The sequence below is a fragment of the Acinetobacter sp. WU_MDCI_Abxc222 genome (assembly GCF_025514755.1).
Lineage (GTDB): Bacteria > Pseudomonadota > Gammaproteobacteria > Pseudomonadales > Moraxellaceae > Acinetobacter > Acinetobacter geminorum.
In genome coordinates this window covers 304,535-322,365 of the sequence record NZ_JAHPVG010000002.1, presented here as the reverse complement: position 1 = coordinate 322,365, position 17,831 = coordinate 304,535, and the positions used below count along the sequence as shown (strand labels likewise).

General features: G+C 38.0%; 14 protein-coding genes and 3 tRNA genes. 11 read left to right on the top strand and 6 right to left on the bottom strand.

Annotated elements, in window-relative coordinates:
* The first annotated feature begins 18 nt into the window (after window positions 1-18).
* From metF to KTJ10_RS05440, 5 genes are all read left to right on the top strand, one after another.
* A complete protein-coding gene (metF, locus tag KTJ10_RS05460) occupies window positions 19-855 on the top strand; it encodes a methylenetetrahydrofolate reductase [NAD(P)H] (RefSeq protein ID WP_262441532.1) in 837 nt (278 codons plus the stop codon).
* An 18-nt stretch (window positions 856-873) separates the two neighbouring features.
* The gene (locus KTJ10_RS05455; RefSeq protein ID WP_262441531.1) at window positions 874-1,596 is read left to right on the top strand and encodes a 16S rRNA (uracil(1498)-N(3))-methyltransferase; all 723 of its coding nucleotides are present in this window, start codon (window positions 874-876) and stop codon (window positions 1,594-1,596) included.
* Window positions 1,597-1,730: 134 nt separating this feature from the next.
* Window positions 1,731-4,583 carry a putative bifunctional diguanylate cyclase/phosphodiesterase gene (locus KTJ10_RS05450; protein ID WP_262441530.1) on the top strand — a complete coding sequence of 951 codons (2,853 nt, stop codon included), beginning with the start codon at window positions 1,731-1,733 and terminating at the stop codon, window positions 4,581-4,583.
* Between the two features lie 235 nt (window positions 4,584-4,818).
* Window positions 4,819-7,089, top strand: a complete 2,271-nt coding sequence (locus tag KTJ10_RS05445) for an NADP-dependent malic enzyme (RefSeq protein ID WP_002118176.1) — start codon at window positions 4,819-4,821, stop codon at window positions 7,087-7,089.
* A gap of 91 nt (window positions 7,090-7,180) precedes the next feature.
* Window positions 7,181-8,419, top strand: a complete 1,239-nt coding sequence (locus tag KTJ10_RS05440) for a multifunctional CCA addition/repair protein (protein ID WP_262441529.1) — start codon at window positions 7,181-7,183, stop codon at window positions 8,417-8,419.
* A gap of 43 nt (window positions 8,420-8,462) precedes the next feature.
* On the opposite strand, the gene KTJ10_RS05435 is transcribed toward KTJ10_RS05440, so the two are convergent.
* Window positions 8,463-9,638: a S1C family serine protease gene (locus KTJ10_RS05435; protein WP_262441528.1), complete on the bottom strand. Its 1,176-nt coding sequence runs from the start codon at window positions 9,636-9,638 to the stop codon at window positions 8,463-8,465.
* A gap of 194 nt (window positions 9,639-9,832) precedes the next feature.
* Between KTJ10_RS05435 and KTJ10_RS05430 the strand changes: the two genes are divergently transcribed.
* The 6 genes from KTJ10_RS05430 (at window position 9,833) to KTJ10_RS05405 (ending at window position 12,429) form a co-directional block, all read left to right on the top strand.
* Window positions 9,833-10,591, top strand: a complete 759-nt coding sequence (locus KTJ10_RS05430) for a Nif3-like dinuclear metal center hexameric protein (RefSeq protein ID WP_087087702.1) — start codon at window positions 9,833-9,835, stop codon at window positions 10,589-10,591.
* Window positions 10,592-10,736: 145 nt separating this feature from the next.
* Window positions 10,737-11,363 (top strand): superoxide dismutase, encoded by a 627-nt coding sequence (locus tag KTJ10_RS05425; RefSeq protein ID WP_000208083.1) that lies wholly within the window; start codon window positions 10,737-10,739, stop codon window positions 11,361-11,363.
* A 147-nt stretch (window positions 11,364-11,510) separates the two neighbouring features.
* Window positions 11,511-11,586: transfer RNA gene (locus KTJ10_RS05420), tRNA-Asn, on the top strand.
* A gap of 8 nt (window positions 11,587-11,594) precedes the next feature.
* A tRNA-Asn gene (locus KTJ10_RS05415) sits at window positions 11,595-11,670 on the top strand.
* 183 nt (window positions 11,671-11,853) lie between these two features.
* Window positions 11,854-11,929 (top strand) — tRNA-Asn (locus KTJ10_RS05410).
* Between the two features lie 56 nt (window positions 11,930-11,985).
* Complete coding sequence (locus KTJ10_RS05405; RefSeq protein WP_262441527.1) at window positions 11,986-12,429, top strand: DUF2726 domain-containing protein; 444 nt, start codon at window positions 11,986-11,988, stop codon at window positions 12,427-12,429.
* Window positions 12,430-12,438: 9 nt separating this feature from the next.
* On the opposite strand, the gene KTJ10_RS05400 is transcribed toward KTJ10_RS05405, so the two are convergent.
* The 5 genes from KTJ10_RS05400 to glnA form a co-directional block, all read right to left on the bottom strand.
* Window positions 12,439-12,639, bottom strand: a complete 201-nt coding sequence (locus KTJ10_RS05400) for a hypothetical protein (RefSeq protein WP_000082790.1) — start codon at window positions 12,637-12,639, stop codon at window positions 12,439-12,441.
* A gap of 112 nt (window positions 12,640-12,751) precedes the next feature.
* Window positions 12,752-14,209, bottom strand: a complete 1,458-nt coding sequence (locus tag KTJ10_RS05395) for a lipase family protein (RefSeq protein WP_262441526.1) — start codon at window positions 14,207-14,209, stop codon at window positions 12,752-12,754.
* A gap of 110 nt (window positions 14,210-14,319) precedes the next feature.
* Entirely contained in the window at window positions 14,320-15,198 is an 879-nt protein-coding gene (ubiA, locus tag KTJ10_RS05390) for a 4-hydroxybenzoate octaprenyltransferase (protein WP_262441525.1), read from the bottom strand.
* Window positions 15,195-15,704 (bottom strand): chorismate--pyruvate lyase family protein, encoded by a 510-nt coding sequence (locus tag KTJ10_RS05385; protein ID WP_262441524.1) that lies wholly within the window; start codon window positions 15,702-15,704, stop codon window positions 15,195-15,197. The genes ubiA and KTJ10_RS05385 overlap by 4 nt, the downstream gene beginning before the upstream one ends.
* 126 nt (window positions 15,705-15,830) lie before the next feature.
* Window positions 15,831-17,246, bottom strand: coding sequence for a type I glutamate--ammonia ligase (gene glnA, locus KTJ10_RS05380; protein WP_002052696.1), 1,416 nt, complete (start codon window positions 17,244-17,246; stop codon window positions 15,831-15,833).
* Window positions 17,247-17,831 lie beyond the last annotated feature (585 nt).

Sequence of the window (17,831 nt, the reverse complement as noted above, 5' to 3'; positions counted from 1 at the left end):
TGTTTACAAGGATTTGACATGACTAAACGTACACCTATTTCTTTTGAGTTTTTCCCGCCAAAAACTGATGCTGGTGCTGAAAAACTTCGTATTGTTCACCAAGAATTACAACTTCTGAATCCTGAGTTTTTCTCAATTACTTACGGGGCTGGTGGTTCTACTCGCGAACGCACGCTTGCTGCCATTGATGATTTTAATGGTAAAGGTACACCAGTTGCGCCTCATCTTTCTTGTATTGGTGATGATAAAGCTCGTATTGCTGAGTTACTGGATTTATATAAAGCTCAAGGCATTGACCGTATTGTTGCTTTACGTGGTGACTTACCATCTGGTCAGGTTGGGCTTGGTGAGCTTCCTTATGCTCAAGATTTAGTACGTTTTATTCGTGAGCACTCAGGTGATCATTTTCATATCGAAGTTGCAGCTTATCCAGAAATGCATCCTCAAGCTGAAAGCCTTGATACAGATATCCAACGTTTTATTGAAAAGGTACAAGCTGGTGCCAATGCGGGAATTACTCAATTCTTCTTTAATCCAGACTCATACTTTTATTTTATAGAGCGTTTAGAAAAAGCTGGAATTAACATTCCGGTGGCTCCAGGAATCATGCCAATTACCAACGCAAGCAACCTAATTCGCTTTGCAGACGGTACGGGTGCTGAAATTCCTCGCTGGATCCGTAAGCAATTACAAGCCTATGGTGATGACAGTGAAAGTATCAAAGCTTTCGGTCATGAAGTTGTTGTTAAGCTATGCGAACGCCTGATTGCAGGTGGTGCACCAAGCTTACACTTCTATTCAATGAATCAAGTCGAACCAACTCGTCAACTTGTTGTTGATCTTGGTTTAAATTAATTTTGTAAGGCGTACCCAATGAACCGTTTTTTTATCGAAACTGAACTTACAGTTGGCTCAACAATTCAACTGACAGAATCAGTATTCCATCATTGGGTGCGTGTTTTACGTGCACAACTACAAGAACAAGCGACTCTATTTAATGGACAAGGTGGAGAATATCTCGCAACATTGACCGAAATTAATAAGAAAAATGCGTTTGTCACAATTGAGAATTTTAACCCTACAAACCGTGCTGCCCCTTTTAAAGCTGTTTTAGGTCAAGTCATGAGTAAAGGCGATCGAATGGATTATGCCATTCAGAAAGCCACTGAATTAGGTGTAAGTCAGATTCAATTGCTAACAAGTGAGCGTTGTGAAATGCGCTTAAAATATGATCGAGATCAAAAAAAATTAGATCACTGGCAAGCTGTAGCAATTGCAGCATGTGAACAATGTGGCCTGAACTTAGTTCCCGAAGTATTAGCACCAATTTCTCTTCATGAATGGTTAAGTTCTTCTGAGCTTCCTCAATCTAAATTTGTTTTAGCACCAGAAAAAGAACAAAAAGATGTATTGGCAGGAATACAACCTGATCTTGCCTTATTGATTGGACCAGAAGGTGGGCTAAGTGAAAATGAAATTACCCAAGCCAATCAAGCTGGTTTTATGAACTGGTGCATTGGTGACCGTGTTTTACGTACAGAAACCGCACCTGTTGTTGCCTTGTCTATTTTAAATTATCGATTTTTATCCACCTGAGTTCAGTGAACATTGATTAAATCGTTATTTAAAGTTAACTTACTTTTATTGTATGAATAAAATTTCAAATTCTTTTTCACTGATAAATCAGATTCTTTCTGTATATATGTAAAAAAATAGGATAGAAAAATCTTATGTCTGGGCTTCAGGAAGAATATCTACAGCATCAAACAAAAATTGAACAGCTGAAACTTTCAACTCAATATATACGCTGGTATTTGATTAGCTTAATACTGCTATGTCTCATTTCATATGGTATTTTTTCTTATTATTTTTCATCTGTAATAACAATTTTTAGCTGGTCTATTGGCCTCACTGTAGCATCTCTTATCGGCTTATTATTTATTCCAAATATTTTAACTCACTACCGTGCAATTGATTTTACAAAAAAAGCTAATCACATTTTACAAAGTATTTGTTTGATCTCAGGCATCTTAATTGGAATAAACGTCACAATTATTCATTTTTATCTTCCCCCTGAATTAGTCGCTCTACCAGATGCTCATATTTTAATTGCTTTATTTATTACTTCGGCTCATATCATTGGCCTTACTTTTTTAACACAGCAACCACGATATTTTTATCTCTTATTTATTCCAAGTACCTTGCCCTTATTACTAGCTCAATTCACACATAACCCAATTACTCAGCTACCTTTTTACTTTGCCTATAATCTTACCTTTGTGGCCACTGTACTTTGTGCATATGCTACGCAACGTAATTATCAAAAGATTTCTCAATTATTATTAAAAAACAAACAGCTTGTTCAAATTTCCGATCAACATACGCAATGGGCTGAAGAATTATGTATACAGCTCCAACAAGAAGTAAATAAATCTAAAGATATCGAAGCCCAGCTTCAATTTAATAATCATCTGCTTGAGCAAAAAGTACGTGAACGCACTTACGATCTCACAAAAATGAACGAACAACTCGAAAGCCATCACTACAATTTAGCTTTTGCGCATGAAACTGCAGGTATTCGACCTTGGGATTGGGATATTGAAAGTCAAAAATTAGAAATTACATTTTTCGATCAACAAAAACAAACTCAGACTGCCGTTATTCATCTCAATACGATATTAGATCGTATACATCCAAGTGATAAAAAACTTTTTGACGAACGTTTAAAACAACATTTGGAAGGCATTACAGATCATTTTAATATCACCTTTCGAATTTTACGTAGAGATGGTTCTTGGCGATGGATTCATGACGTAGGTCGTGTCATCACTAGAGATCCTAAAACACAAAAAGCGCTTCGTATGGTTGGAATGACTCGCGATATACATCAAGAGAAGAAAGATCAAGAACATCTAAGACTATCCGCAATTGTACTTGAGCAAGCTGCGGAAGGAATATTTATTTTAGATGAGCGCCTAAACTATATTGATGTAAATCCCTACTATGAAAAATTAACAGGATTTTCTAAATCAGAACTTGTTAATAAAGAATTATTTAGCATAACAATCAATCAAAAAGAATTACAACAGCAGTTTCATACCTCAATAACACAGCAACTCCTAGAGACAGGAGAATATATGGGTCAGTTTGACGAAAAATTTAGTTCTGGTAAAAGCGTATATTTATGGTTGCATATCAATGTAGTCAAAGATGAGTTCAATCAAATTACCAATTATATCGGGTTTGCACGCGACCTGACTGAGCAAAAACGTCAAGAACAACATCTATCTTATTTAAAAAATTACGACAGCCTCACCCACCTGCCTAACCGCCTTTACTATTACAATCAATTACATCAATATCTTGTAAATCCGTCATATAACATTAAAAATTTAGCATTAATACGAGTGAACATTGACCGCTTCCGAGCTTTCAATGAATTTTTAAATAATGATAGTGGTGATGAATTACTTAAGCAGTTCGCTCAAAGATTGCGCTTAATCAATATTAATGCAATTTTAGTTGCCTATTTAAATAGTGATGATTTCGCAATTATTTATGAAATTTCCCCAATTCATCCAAACATTGAGCAATATTGCCAAAATATTTTACAAGCGCTCAATGCACCTTTTTATATTGATAATCACGAATATTTTATTACTGCATCTATTGGTGTCGCATGTTTTCCTGAGCATGGTAGACAAATTGATCACCTCAACCACCATGCGGAACAAGCATTGTCCGAAGCAAAACGCTTAGGTGGTAATACAATTTGCTATTATTGCAATAAAACAAATAACTCATATAAAACTGCCGATTTAGAGCAAGAATTACGTAAAGCCATACAAAATGATGAATTTGTCATTTATTATCAACCCAAAATTAATCTACATGATCAATCTATTATCGGTTTTGAAGCATTAATTCGTTGGCAACATCCTGAAAAAGGATTAGTCATGCCAAATATGTTTATACCTTTTGCTGAGCGTAGTAGCCTGATTTCAGACATTGGTAAAGTTGTTTTGGATAAAGTTGGAAAGCAATTACAAGAATGGAAAGATGCGGGTTATCTCAATATTCAAGTCTCTGTAAATATTGTCGCTCAACAAATACATCGAGGCTTATTACTCAATGATCTAGATGAAGTTTTGCAAAAATATAATATACAAGGTTCAGACCTAGAACTTGAAATTACAGAGTCAGCCCTTTTAGACAATACTGCCAATGTAAAAACGCTATTACATGCGATAAAACAACGAGATATCTCAATTGCCTTAGATGACTTTGGTACGGGTTATTCTTCTTTGGCCTATCTAACAGAATACCCAATTGACGTGTTAAAAATTGATCGTGCTTTTATTTCTAAAATTGGTGACCATAAACAAGAAGCAATTGTAAATGCAATGATCGCGATGGGTAAAAGTATGGGGCTTAAACTGGTTGCCGAAGGTGTAGAAACAGAAGAACAAGTCACCTATCTACAAAAACAGCAATGTGATTTTTTACAAGGTTATTTCTTTAGTCGCCCGATCCCTGCTGAGCAAATTATTCCTTATCTGCAAACAAAACCACATATTTCTTAATTGTTCTAATCATCTATTTTACCTATGCTGCTTTTTCCAAAAATGAGCGTTTTTGACTGTGAGAAATAAAGAAGTAGTGTTATATTCTTTAGCATTTAGCTCACCACGGGGCTATTGGCAATTCGTCTACTATTCTCTTAATTGATAAAAATTAAAGCATAGTAAAAAATTGAATTGCCTCTCCCTAAATGAGCAATTTGACTAGTTTGCTTTTTTGTATCAAATAGAGACTCAGATGGACGATCAATCTTTAAAACAGGCCGCTTTAAATTACCATGAATATCCAAACCCAGGGAAAATCAGCGTCACCCCAAGTAAGCAACTTGTCAACCAACGAGATTTGGCTTTAGCCTACTCACCAGGAGTTGCTGCGCCATGTTTAGAGATTGAACGTGATCCATCTGCTGCTGCAAAATATACAGCTCGCGGAAACTTGGTTGCCGTAGTTAGTAACGGTACAGCTGTTCTTGGTTTAGGTAATATTGGCCCATTAGCGTCTAAACCTGTAATGGAAGGTAAAGGCGTTCTCTTCAAAAAGTTTGCTGGTGTTGACGTATTTGACATCGAAATTGCAGAAAACGATCCAGATAAAATTGTAGATATTGTTGCCTCTCTTGAACCAACTTTCGGTGGTATCAACCTCGAAGATATTAAAGCGCCAGAATGTTTCTATATCGAAAAGAAACTTCGCGAACGCATGAAAATTCCTGTATTCCATGACGATCAACACGGTACAAGTATCATTGTAGGTTCAGCTTTGCTTAATGCATTGCAACTTGTAAATAAGAAAATTGATGAAATCAAAATTGTAGCTTCAGGTGCTGGCGCTGCTGCCCTTTCTTGTTTAGATTTACTTTGTGCTTTAGGCGTAAATAAAGAAAATATCATTGTTGCCGATTCTCGCGGTCTACTCACTACTTCACGTGAAGGCTTGGATGAATCAAAAAAACGTTATGTTCAAGACATCAAAGCAACTCAGTTACATGAAGTAATGGCTGGTGCTGATATGTTCTTGGGTCTTTCTGCTGCTGGTATTCTCACCAAAGAAATGGTGAAACAGATGGCTGAGAACCCTATTATTTTTGCTTTGGCAAACCCAGATCCAGAAATTTTACCTGAACATGCACATGAAGTACGTCCTGATGTAATCATGGCAACTGGTCGTTCTGACTATCCAAACCAAGTAAACAACGCATTATGTTTCCCTTACATTTTCCGTGGTGCACTTGACGTTGGTGCAACAACGATTAATGAAGACATGAAAATTGCATGTGTACATGCAATTGCACGTATGGCACACGTAGAAGCTGATGCAGCAACTTATGGTGAAAAATCTGCTTCATTTGGCCGTGACTATTTAATTCCACGTCCACTTGATCAACGTTTAATTTTAGAAATTGCCCCTGCTGTTGCTAAAGCTGCAATGGATTCAGGTGTTGCAACTCGTCCGATCGAAGATTTCTCTGCATACCGTCAAAAATTATCTGAGTTTGTTTATAACTCTGCATTCTTGATGAAACCGATTTTTGCTCAAGCAAAAACTGATCCTAAACGCATCGCATATGCTGAAGGTGAAGATGAGCGCGTATTACGTGCAGTGCAAATCGCAGTTGATGAAGATTTAGCTAAACCAATTTTAGTAGGTCGTACTGCTGTTATTGAAGCTAATATCAAAAAATTAGGCTTGCGTTTACAACATGGCGTAAACATTGAGATTGTAGATCAAGAACAAAACCCGATGTATGAAGAGTTTTGGAAAGACTACTATCAAACAATGCAACGCAAAGGCATTACTGTTGAATATGCTCAACGTGAAGCTCGTCGCCGTTCAACTTTAATTGCATCTTTACTGGTTAAATTCGGTAAAGCAGACGGTATGTTATGTGGTACTTACAGTAGCTATAACATTCACCTTGACTTTGTACGCAATGTCATCGGTCTAAAAGAAGGTATGAATAACTTCTTCACCTTAAATGCATTAATGCTTGAAGATCGTAACTTGTTTATTGCTGATACATACGTAAATACAAACCCGACTGCTGAACAACTTGCTGAAATGACTATTTTAGCGGCTGAAGAAGTACGTCGTTTTGGTATTACTCCACGTGTAGCCCTACTTTCTCATTCAAGTTTTGGTAGTGACCAGACTGACTCAAGTGCTCAAAAAATGCGTGAAGTTTATCGTATTTTATCTGAGCAAGCTCCTGAGCTTGAAGTTGAAGGTGAAATGCACGGTGATGCAGCATTAGACGAAAACATTCGTCAATTTGCATTCCCTGGCTCACGTTTCAAAGGTTCTGCAAACTTGCTCATTATGCCAAACCTAGATGCAGCAAACATTTCATTTAACTTATTGAAAGCGACTTCTGGTAACAACGTTACTATTGGCCCAATTTTACTTGGTGCAGCAAAACCTGTTCATATTTTGACACCGACAGCAACGACTCGTCGTCTTATCAATATGACTGCTTTAACTGTTGCTGAAATCCAACAACAAGAAAAGTAATTTAGAAACTGCTTTTTACGAAAAGCATCTCTAATGACTTGAGAAAACCTCTATTCTGTAGCATGATTGCTTGAAGAATAGAGGTTTTTTCATGCAAGTGTATTTAGTAGGCGGTGCCGTCCGTGATTTTTTACTTGGGCATCCCTATCAAGAAAAAGATTATGTTGTTGTCGGTGCAACGCCGGAACACATGCTCGCCCAAGGTTTTCAACCTGTAGGCAAAGATTTTCCTGTGTTTCTTCATCCTGAAACGAAAGAAGAATATGCACTTGCACGTACTGAAAGAAAATCTGGTAAAGGCTACCACGGCTTTCAATTTTTTACCGATACCACAGTAAGCTTAGAAGAAGATTTAATTCGTCGTGATTTGACTATCAATGCCATAGCAATGGATCAAGATGGCAAACTATACGATCCATATGGCGGTCAAACAGATTTAGAAAATAAAACTTTGCGTCATGTTTCAGAAGCTTTTGCTGAAGATCCTTTACGTGTTTTACGTGTTGCACGCTTTGCGGCTCGCTATTCTTCATATGGTTTTCAAATTGCACCAGAGACCATGCAGCTTATGCAAACCATGGCAGAATCAGGTGAGCTTGATGCATTAACACCAGAACGTGTATGGAAAGAAACTTCTCGTGCACTTTTAGAAGATCATGCAGATGTTTATTTTCAGACATTGCGTGCCTGTGGGGCATTGAAACATCTTTTCCCTGAAATTGACGCATTATTTGGTGTACCACAGCGCCCTGAATATCACCCTGAAGTGGACTGCGGCATACATACCTTAATGTCGTTACAGCAAGCTTGTAAATCAAACTATTCACTTGATGTTCGATTTGCTGTGTTAGTACATGATTTGGGTAAAGCATTAACTCCAGCCAATGAACTCCCTCGCCACATCATGCATGAAGAACGTGGAGTAAAACCTGTTACAGAGTTATGTGAACGTTTAAAAGTTCCAACTCAAACTCGACAGTTGGCATTATCAGTGTGTAAAGAACATCTGAAATGCCATCAGATTATGTCGTTAAAACCAGGAACTGTATGGCGTCTATTACAGCGTCTAGATGTACTACGTCGTCCTGAGAGAGTGGAAGCATTTGTACAAGCATGTGAATGTGATGCTAAAGGAAGACTAGGTTTAGAAGACCGTCCGTATCCTCAAGCTCAGTACATGTTAGATGCGATGCAAATCGTTCGTTCTATTAAAGCTCAGGATTTACCTGAAAACATTAAAGGTGCTGAGATTGGTGAAATGCTCATTCAGTACCGTATTGATGCTTTAACTGAGTTCAAACATCAGCATCAAGCACTATCTCATACTTAATTGACACCAAGAAAAAAGCCTCATTACGAGGCTTTTTTTATCTTTACTGTTTAGGCAGCGGTATAAATTGTGATTGACTATTTTGGTTTTTTCTTTCCCCTACTGTCACCACAAAGTTTTGTTGCTTCCCATCTCGCTCAACAATTACATTAATTTCGCTGTTAGGTGCTTGTAATGCAACATAATTAATCAAATGAGACGCTGAAGTGATTTGCTCATTATTCACCTGAATAATTTTATCGCCAATCTTAATACCTGCTGATGCAGCTGGACCATTTTTCAAGACATCTGCAACCACAACACCAATTTGCTGTTTAGGTGCTAATACATCTGCTTGTGTAGGCGGTACCAAACTAATTCCTAACCATCCACGTACTACACGGCCATCTTTCAAAATGGAGTTTAATACCTGTTGGCAAACTTTAGCTGGGATTGCAAAACCAATTCCTAAAGAACCACCTGACTGAGAAAAAATAGCCGTATTTACCCCAATTAAATTCCCAGCAACATCAATTAATGCTCCACCTGAGTTACCGGGGTTAATTGCAGCATCTGTTTGAATAAAGTCTTCATAAGTATTGATACCTAAATCAGAGCGCTCAGTGGCAGAAATAATACCTTGAGTTACCGTTTGTCCTACACCAAATGGATTACCAATTGCTAAGACCACATCACCTACTTCATTACCACTTAGCTTAAATGGTAGGACAGGTAATTTATCTAAATCGATTTTAATTACAGCTAAATCAGTATCAGGGTCTGTTCCAACAATGGTTGCTTCTGCACGACGGCCATCATGTAATGCCACTACAATTTGATCTGCTTGAGCAATCACATGATTATTCGTCAGAATATAACCATCAGCTCGTACAATAACCCCAGAGCCTAAGCTATTTTCATTTTGCTGTTGTTGTTCAGGAAGCTGATTTCCAAAAAATTCGCGGAATACCGGATCACTTAATAAAGGATGATTTTGTTTAACTTTCTGGGTCGTAAAAATATTAACAACTGCCGGCGCTGCAACTTTTACCGCAGCGCTATAAGATACCACCCCGCCCGCTCGCGAAGTATCAACGAGTGGTTCAACTTTCTCAGCAGGCATTTGCACCCCATCAACTGCAACAGTTGGTTTCGGCTGATGGTATTTTTGCCATGCAATAAAACTGGCAATTACAATAATAAGTAACACCCAAGGTAACCATGTAAAGGTGCGGCGCACGTTCATATCCTCTACGCAAAGAAGTTTTTAATTAAATTAATATATTGAACAAAAAGAGTTTTCAGTTAAGCATTTTAAATTAAATATGTCGATATACATAAAAAAGTCAAAAAAGATTTGTCTAGCTTTAGTTACACAACAAAATATGTTTCTATAGCTTTAGCAATTATTTACTACTCAATTCAGGAAATATCATGGCGAATTTGCATGAAATTATTCAGTGGTGCGACCAAACCTTAAAAGCGGCAGAATTTAAAGATTACGCACCTAATGGCCTGCAAATTGAAGGTTCAACTGAAGTAAGACGTATCGTTTGTGCGGTTACTGCTTCCGAAGATGCAATTGATGCAGCAATTGCTCAAAATGCAGATTTATTACTCGTACATCATGGTTATTTTTGGAAAGGCGAACCGTATCCAATTACGGGAATGCGAGGCAATCGCATTAAAAAACTCATTCAAAATAATATTTCATTAGTCGCTTACCACCTACCTTTAGATGCCCACCCAACTTTGGGTAACAATGTAGCCATTGCAGAAAAACTAAACTTGCAGAATTTAGAACCACTCGATTTAACAGAGAAACATCCAATTGGTAATATTGGTTATTTAGAGCAAGCAGTTTCTGTGGATGAATTTAAAACAAAACTACAAAACAGTTTTGATTTTAAGGTAATTCATTTGCCCGCAGAAAAACAAAGTATTCAAAAAGTAGGCTTCTGTACAGGTGGAGCTCAAGATTTTATTGCTAAAGCTGCTTTGCAAAATTGTGATGCTTACATTTCAGGTGAAGTCAGTGAACGAACTTTTTATGAAGCAAAAGAATTAGGAGTTCACTATTTCGCCTGTGGTCACCATGCTACTGAGCGTTATGGAGTTCAGCGTTTGGCACAAGCGATCTCAAAACAGTTTTCAATTGAAGCTGAATATTTTGAATTGAATAATCCGATTTAATTAAGTCTTTTTTTCAATCTGTGTTATGCGTATTAATTAGATCTTTATTGTGTATAGTTCTTTAAAACGATGCCCTATTGTGACCAGAATCATTTACAATAGAGCCACTTAATTGTATAACCCAGCAAATGCAAGGAATAGGAACATGACAACCATTACTTTACCTGCACTTCCATATGGCTATGATGATTTAGCGCCACATATTAGTAAAGAAACTTTAGAATATCATCACGATAAACACCACAATACCTATGTTGTTAACTTAAACAACTTAATCAAAGGGACTGACCTTGAAGGTAAAACTTTAGAAGAAATCATTAAAGCAACTGCTGGTGATGCATCTAAAGCTGGTATTTTCAACAATGCTGCTCAAGTTTGGAACCACACTTTCTACTGGAACAGCATGAAGCCAAATGGTGGTGGTAAGCCTACTGGCGCAATCGCTGCTAAAATTGACGAAGCTTTTGGTAGCTACGAAAAGTTTGCAGAAGAATTTACTGCTGCTGCAACAACTCAATTCGGTTCAGGTTGGGCTTGGTTAGTTGCTGATGAAGTAAATGGTAAATTATCTATTACTAAAACTTCTAATGCAGACACTCCACTTGCACATGGTCAAATTGCTGTATTAACAATTGACGTATGGGAACATGCTTACTACATCGATTTCCGTAACTTACGTCCTAAATACATCGCAACTTTCTTAGAAAGCCTTGTGAACTGGGATTATGCAAATGCAAAACTTGCAGGTCAACCAGCTGGTGTAGAGAAATAATTTTATTTCTGTATGAAAAACCACCCTGTTTTGGGTGGTTTTTTTTATTTTTAATACAGCAAAAGCATATTAATCAAGCAAACGATTCATTTTCTTTAATATTCTTATTGACGCTTTTAGATTTCATCCATAAAATGCGCATCAGATTCTCCAATAGCTCAGTCGGTAGAGCGACGGACTGTTAATCCGCAGGTCCCTGGTTCGAGCCCAGGTTGGAGAGCCATCTACTAATCTCCCATAGCTCAGTCGGTAGAGCGACGGACTGTTAATCCGCAGGTCCCTGGTTCGAGCCCAGGTGGGAGAGCCAAGATTCTAAAAGCCCGCATTTATTGCGGGCTTTTTCTTTTCTGATTTTTTTTTAGTACTTTTTATTATTCTTAATAAAATCAACGTTTCGAGTATTTTTAAACCAAACGATGAGATATTCTCTTTAATTCTGCTATTAAGGCTTGACCCAGCCCCCTTTCCTGCCTAAAATCCTTTTCCAGATTCTCCCATAGCTCAGTCGGTAGAGCGACGGACTGTTAATCCGCAGGTCCCTGGTTCGAGCCCAGGTGGGAGAGCCAAGATTCTTAAAAACCCACTCATCATGAGTGGGTTTTTATTTGTATGATGCTTTAACATGTTCGAATCGAGTCATTTATTTTTTATTGTTTTGGGTTGCATAAGCACCTGTATTTTTCTTCTTGTCTGTTTACGTCCATATTTATTTCCAAGACAAAAATTCTTTGCTCGTCCTGTCATTACAAATTTTGAAACTCAAATGTTTATACGTTTAAAACAAAGTTTTCCAAATTATCATGTGTTAGCACAAGTGGCTTTTAGTGCATTAATAACCAGTAATGATTATAAGGTCCGTAGTCAGTTCAACCGTAAAGTCACTGATTTTGTTTTGCTTGATGAAAACATGGAAGTAATAGCCATTATTGAGCTAGATGACCCTACTCACCTTGAGAAAGTAGAAGAAGATCGTCTTCGTGATCAAATGCTCATAGAGGCAGGTTATATCGTAAGACGCTATACAAACATCCCGAGTGTACGCCAGCTACAAAAAGATATTTATTAAAAACTACTGTTATTTCTTGTCAGAATTAGCAGCTTCTTTCTCAGCTATTCTTTTTTCCATTTCTAAACGCTGCTGTTCATATTGCTTTTTATTCTGAGCATCACTTTTTGCAGCCAAGAAAAGTATTCCAATAATCAGAAAAGGAATAAGTAAACCTAATCCCATTAATAACCAAGGAACAGATTTTTTTTCAACAGATTGCTGGCTCATAAGTTCTTCAAACTCAAATAATATCGATTTCAGAATGCGTAACAATATAACAAAAAGAGCCACTATAAAGTGGCTCTTTTTTAAAGCTATTTTCTAATTCAACAAATAAATCTTAGAATTTACCTGTGCAGTGTGGACTTTGGCTGGCATCTTTCTGTGCATCAGTCAGCACAATACCCGTACCCGCTGACATATTAGTTTGAATGAAATCTACAGCATTGGCATTTTGACATACGATTGCTTGTGTATGAGTTGCGTTCGGTACAATAGTTAGCTTATAGCCTTTATCATAGCCTGCTTGTGGGAACAAATCCGCAGCTTTCGCTTTCATATTATCAAATAAGCCTTGCGTTACCACAGGCAATACCGCTTGATCTTTTTCGCCTTGAATAATAAATACCGGTGTTTTAATAACTTTCTCAGCAGTAGCATTGGTAGCAGGTTGAGTCGCCGTCAAGAAGCGTTGAACAACTTGATCTGCTTTAAATTTATTTAGATCAATACCGTACTGGGTAATTTGATGTGTAGGGTCAGCCAAGAAGGCTAAGATTCCCGCTTTAAATTTCTCTTGCAACCCATTCGCAGTATCAGGTGTAGGGTAACTTAAACAAGCACCATCATCACCAGTACGGCCATAAGCCAATTCTGCAATATCAGCCGCTCCCGATGTAAAAATTGCCTTCAAGTCATAGTCTGGTTGCTGAGCTTTAATCCCTGCACTTGCGAATGCTGCATATGCTAATAATTCGGCATATCCTTCTGCAGTTTTATCAATTGTAGGTACAGCAAGCGCTAGCGGATCATTTGGAGACATTTGTCCTGCAGCAATCGCTGCATCAATCTGTCTACGCGCTCTAATTGCCTGATCTAGCTTACTAACTGCAAAATTACTATCTTGATTCATTGCAGGGTCAATATAAATTTGAATGATTGTTCCTAAGCTTGAAGCAGGTGCTCCAGCTACAGCACCCTTATAACTTACATCCGTATTAGCAAACTCAGCAGTACCCAATGAGGCATGTCCACCTTGAGACTGACCAATTGACATCCAATCGCCTTTTAACTGAGTCCCATAATGCTCTTTGGCTGCTTTGACTGCGGCTAATGCAGATTTTGCTTCACTAGATAAGTTTAAGTACGGATGTACGCCTGGCGTGCCTAGCCCCTCATAATCTGGCGCAATAATGACATAACCGGCTGCCAACAAAGTCTCAGCAAGGATTTTAAATCTCGGATTAATTGCATTTTTACTTGGTGCGCAACCATCACCCACCCCAACTGTTCCATGTTCCCATACCACTACCCGATAACCATCTTTCGGTTGTATTGCTTTTGGAAACAATACCATTGCTGTAGCAGTTGCAGTTTTTCCTTGAACATTTGTCATGTTATAAGTCATGACTTTAATTGATGAAGCATTATCAACTTTATCAATTGCGTAATTACTTTCTGAGACATAAGCTTTATTTGTGTCTATCCCTGTGTAGTCATCATCATCGTCATTACACGCTGTAAGAAATAGTGCTGAAATTGATAATGTTATAGCTAAAGCAATTTTTGACCGTTTCATAGAATATCCTTTTTATGTGTTCTTTATTCCGCATATTTTTTATGCACAAATATTAAGACATAAAAAAAGTGCTCTGCATAGAACACTTTTCAACCTCACGGTCATTTTTACTATATGAAATTTAAAAATATTCCTAGAAAAATGATTAATCCTACCCAACGATTGTGACGGAATGCCCAAAAACAGACTTGAGGGTTGCGGTCTTTGGTTTTAATTGTTTGATATACAAAATCAAATGCGACTACAGCTAAAGCAATAATCGCCCATGGGAATAAGATATTTTCTAAATATACTGCAGTACTAATCAAAACAAGGCTGGATGCTTGTAAAAACGCAATAATCTGGATGTCATATCGACCAAAAAGAATAGCTGTAGATTTCACGCCAATCTTCAAATCATATTCACGGTCTGTAATTGCATATTGAGTGTCATAAGCCACAGTCCAAGCCAAATTACCAAAATAGAGCAACCAGCAAGTTAAATCTGGAGTTTTACCTACAGCGGTAAAGGCCATAGGAATAGACCATGAAAATGCTGCGCCTAAAAATACTTGAGGTAAGTTGGTATAGCGTTTCATAAATGGATAAATAAACGCTAGAAATAATGCCCCAAATGACCAGTAGAAGGTTTCGATCGGTAAAAAGAACAACAGACACGCACTTGCTAAAACAAGGCCCAAGAATACATATACAGCTTCTCTTGCACGAATAATTCCAGTTGCGAGCGGACGGGTTTTAGTACGCTCTACATAACCATCTACTTTACGATCAGCAAAGTCATTAATCGCACATCCAGCAGCGCGCATAAAAATCACGCCTAAAATCATGACAAATAAAATACCTAAATCAGGTATTCCTTTTGATGCAACCCAAAGTGCCCACATGGTTGGCCAAAACACCAGTTCAGTACCAATTGGCTTATCAAATCGACATAGATAATAATAAGCCTCTAAACGCTGACGCCATGTTGTGCCTGTTGCAGTCGTCATAGTAATTCCTTGTCGTGCTGCTGATTTAAAAAAGCTTCAAAAGCCGGTAAGAATGTTTCTTGGACGATAAATTTACATCCATGCCAAGTATAGCAACTTTGTCGCGTCCAGCCTTCTGGCAAACGAATGACACGACGGTCACAAAGCGGTGTTGTTCTTTGGAATAGAAAAAAGCCAATCGGTTTAGAACCAATGTGCTGAAATATACGCGCTTTTTTTTGTAAGCTTTGAATTGGAAAAATACTTTTTGCTTTCACCCACGGCTCTGCTTCACAGCCATATAAATAGGTTTCCCTCACCCATGAAGTATGAGCATGAGACATGTTCATCCATTGACTATCTGCAAAAGTTAAACGCTGAAAGTGTTCTTTAAAGGGCTTCACACTGAACTGGCCACCACCAAGCTCAGTTAATTGTTGAGTCAGAGAACCAGAAGCATACAACCATATTTTCAACTCAGGATTTAAAGCCTTTCCCTGTTTAAGTACTGGTTGTCGTTTACGCATAATCTGCTCACATGAAAACTCGCACCTAGTTTACTCCAAATTTTTGATAAAAAACGTAGAGAATTCAATCAACATTCCAAGCAATAAAAAAAGCCTGCATAAGCAGGCTTTTTTATGAAATATGTATTACAAGCTGTAGTACATATCGAATTCAACTGGGTGAGTAGTCGTGTTAAGACGACGTACATCTTCAGTTTTAAGTTCGATGTATGCATCAAGCATTTCTTTAGTGAACACGCCACCTTTTAACAAGAATTCGTGATCTGCTTGAAGTGCTTCAAGAGCCATATCTAAGCTATGAGCAACTGTTGGGATTTTTGCTTCTTCTTCTGGAGGAAGATCATACAAGTTCTTATCAGCAGCTTCGCCCGGATGGATCTTGTTTTGGATACCGTCGATACCAGCCATTAACAATGCAGCGAAACCTAAGTACGGGTTCATCATTGGGTCTGGGAAACGAGCTTCGATACGCTTACCTTTAGGGCTAGAAACGTATGGAATACGAATAGAAGCAGAACGGTTACGTGCTGAGTAAGCAAGCATAATTGGTGCTTCGAAGTGAGGAACCAAACGCTTGTATGAGTTTGTAGATGGGTTTGTGATTGCATTCAATGCACGAGCGTGCTTGATGATACCACCGATGAAATACAATGCCATTTCTGAAAGGCCTGCATATTCATCACCAGCAAACAAGTTCTTGCCATCTTTAGAGATAGACATATGAACGTGCATACCAGAACCGTTATCGCCTACCATTGGTTTAGGCATAAACGTAGCTGTTTTTGCATATTGATGTGCAACGTTCCAAACAGCATATTTGAACTGTTGAACTTCGTCAGCTTTACGTACAAGTGTATTGAAGCTTACACCAATTTCTAACTGGCAAGAAGCAACTTCATGGTGATGTACTTCTACACGACCTGGGCCCATGATGTCTTCGATTTTTGCACACATTTCTGCACGCATATCTTGTGAAGAATCAACTGGAGGAACTGGGAAGTAACCGCCTTTAACACGTGGACGGTGACCAGAGTTACCAGACTCGTAATCTTTACCAGTAGACCAAGCAGCTTCTTCAGCGATTAATGTATGACGAGCGCCAGACATATCGATGTCCCACTTCACTTCGTCAAATACAAAGAATTCTGGTTCTGGACCAAAGAATGCAGTATCACCGATACCTGTAGATTTTAAGTATTCTTCTGCACGGCGAGCAATCGAACGTGGGTCACGCTCATAACCTTGACCAGTTGAAGGTTCAATAACGTCACAAGTCACAACTACAGTTGGTTCAGCAAAGAACGGGTCGATAAAACCAGTTTCCGCATCTGGACGTAAAATCATGTCAGATGCTTCAATGCCTTTCCAACCAGCAATTGAAGAACCATCAAACATTTTACCGTCTTCAAAAGTATCTTCATCAATAGAATCAGCTGGGTAAGTTACGTGCTGCTCTTTACCCTTAGTATCAGTAAAGCGAAAATCGACCCATTTTGCGCCACTTTCTTGTATGAGTTGAAGGACCTTGTTCGCCATGCTCATTTTGCTCCAATGAAATTTTGTTGCACTTGTTAAGTGCGTGTTAGTTGCTGGTATTTATATAGCAATTCTCATACCAACTTTATAAGACTTACCTAAAACATTGAATTGCTTATAACTATCCATGATTTAGGCCCCTTGTCTTGAACCCATTATACTGTTTGCATAGTTAAATGCACCATATTCAGACATTTTCAAATTATGGCATACAAGAATAGCTCGCAATCGCCCTAATTTAGTGCAAAATTGTTGCGCTAATATGAATCACCGCATCAATATCTAACAGTAATTTGTGATCATAATACTTTCTTATATAGAAATCTGACTTTCTTACTGTAATGCTTAAAAATAATAATCTATTCCCGATGAAACTGTTAATTTCTAAATTAGACGATGGAATCTATAATATGCCGTTGCCAAAAAGCTTTAAACATAAATACGGTGTCTAAGTGACTCTACACAATTTTTTTAAATAATATCGTCTACCACTCTTAACTGCTCATCCATAGAAAGGTTGAGGTTTTAAAGTGCAAATTTAATTTTTCCCATCGTAGTTTTACGCTAGTGCTGGCCTGATCAGCTTTGGTG

Coding starts and splice junctions, on each gene's coding strand:
- metF (WP_262441532.1), top strand. CDS start 19: ATGACTAAACGTACACCTATTTCTTTTGAGTTTTTCCCGCCAAAAACT.
- KTJ10_RS05455 (WP_262441531.1), top strand. CDS start 874: ATGAACCGTTTTTTTATCGAAACTGAACTTACAGTTGGCTCAACAATT.
- KTJ10_RS05450 (WP_262441530.1), top strand. CDS start 1,731: ATGTCTGGGCTTCAGGAAGAATATCTACAGCATCAAACAAAAATTGAA.
- KTJ10_RS05445 (WP_002118176.1), top strand. CDS start 4,819: ATGGACGATCAATCTTTAAAACAGGCCGCTTTAAATTACCATGAATAT.
- KTJ10_RS05440 (WP_262441529.1), top strand. CDS start 7,181: ATGCAAGTGTATTTAGTAGGCGGTGCCGTCCGTGATTTTTTACTTGGG.
- KTJ10_RS05430 (WP_087087702.1), top strand. CDS start 9,833: ATGGCGAATTTGCATGAAATTATTCAGTGGTGCGACCAAACCTTAAAA.
- KTJ10_RS05425 (WP_000208083.1), top strand. CDS start 10,737: ATGACAACCATTACTTTACCTGCACTTCCATATGGCTATGATGATTTA.
- KTJ10_RS05405 (WP_262441527.1), top strand. CDS start 11,986: ATGTTCGAATCGAGTCATTTATTTTTTATTGTTTTGGGTTGCATAAGC.
- KTJ10_RS05400 (WP_000082790.1), bottom strand. CDS start 12,639: ATGAGCCAGCAATCTGTTGAAAAAAAATCTGTTCCTTGGTTATTAATG.
- KTJ10_RS05395 (WP_262441526.1), bottom strand. CDS start 14,209: ATGAAACGGTCAAAAATTGCTTTAGCTATAACATTATCAATTTCAGCA.
- ubiA (WP_262441525.1), bottom strand. CDS start 15,198: ATGACGACTGCAACAGGCACAACATGGCGTCAGCGTTTAGAGGCTTAT.
- KTJ10_RS05385 (WP_262441524.1), bottom strand. CDS start 15,704: ATGCGTAAACGACAACCAGTACTTAAACAGGGAAAGGCTTTAAATCCT.
- glnA (WP_002052696.1), bottom strand. CDS start 17,246: ATGAGCATGGCGAACAAGGTCCTTCAACTCATACAAGAAAGTGGCGCA.